Source organism: Dethiosulfatibacter sp. (assembly GCF_983023055.1).
In genome coordinates this window covers 1-550 of the sequence record NZ_CEZJXU010000254.1, presented here as the reverse complement: position 1 = coordinate 550, position 550 = coordinate 1, and the positions used below count along the sequence as shown (strand labels likewise).

Genomic DNA, 550 nt, shown 5'->3' with positions numbered 1-550 from the left:
CACTGTCCAGTATCACTCTCATATTTGCAAAGCTCTTGTTTACATTATTTATGAAGGATTCTTCAAAGATTTCCTGTTTTCCGGAAAAGTATTCATATACTGTACCCTTTCCTATACCTGCGTTCTTTGCAATTTCTTCGATTTTGGCAGTATGGTAGCCTTTCTCTATGAATATTTCAAAGGCCGATTCCAGTATCCTGTCCCGCTTGCTTATATCAGCCATTTTTCGCCTCCACGTTCTTGTCCATATGGAAGAGTCTCTTGAAGAAGTTTGCTATGTCATCGATTACTGTATAAATCACAGGTACATATACAAGTGTCAACACAGTTGAAAGAAGCAGTCCTCCTATTACTACAACTGCCAGTGGCTTCTGCATCTCAGACCCTTCACCAAGTCCCAAAGACAATGGGAATAGGCCAAGAATTGTAGTCATTGCGGTCATGAGTATAGGTCTAAGTCGTATAGGTCCTGCATTGAGTATTGCTTCCATCCTGGTTTCACCTGAGGCTCTTCTCTTGTTTATATAGTCCACAAGAACTATTGCATTGT

General features: G+C 40.5%; 2 protein-coding genes. Both read right to left on the bottom strand.

Annotated elements, in window-relative coordinates:
- Nucleotides 1-223, bottom strand: a 223-nt coding sequence (locus AC3AX0_RS09120) for a TetR/AcrR family transcriptional regulator (RefSeq protein ID WP_487549987.1), incomplete at its 3' end; no start/stop codon positions are given.
- Nucleotides 216-550: efflux RND transporter permease subunit (locus AC3AX0_RS09115; RefSeq protein WP_487549986.1), on the bottom strand; the 335-nt coding region annotated here is incomplete at its 5' end. The genes AC3AX0_RS09120 and AC3AX0_RS09115, both read right to left, overlap by 8 nt.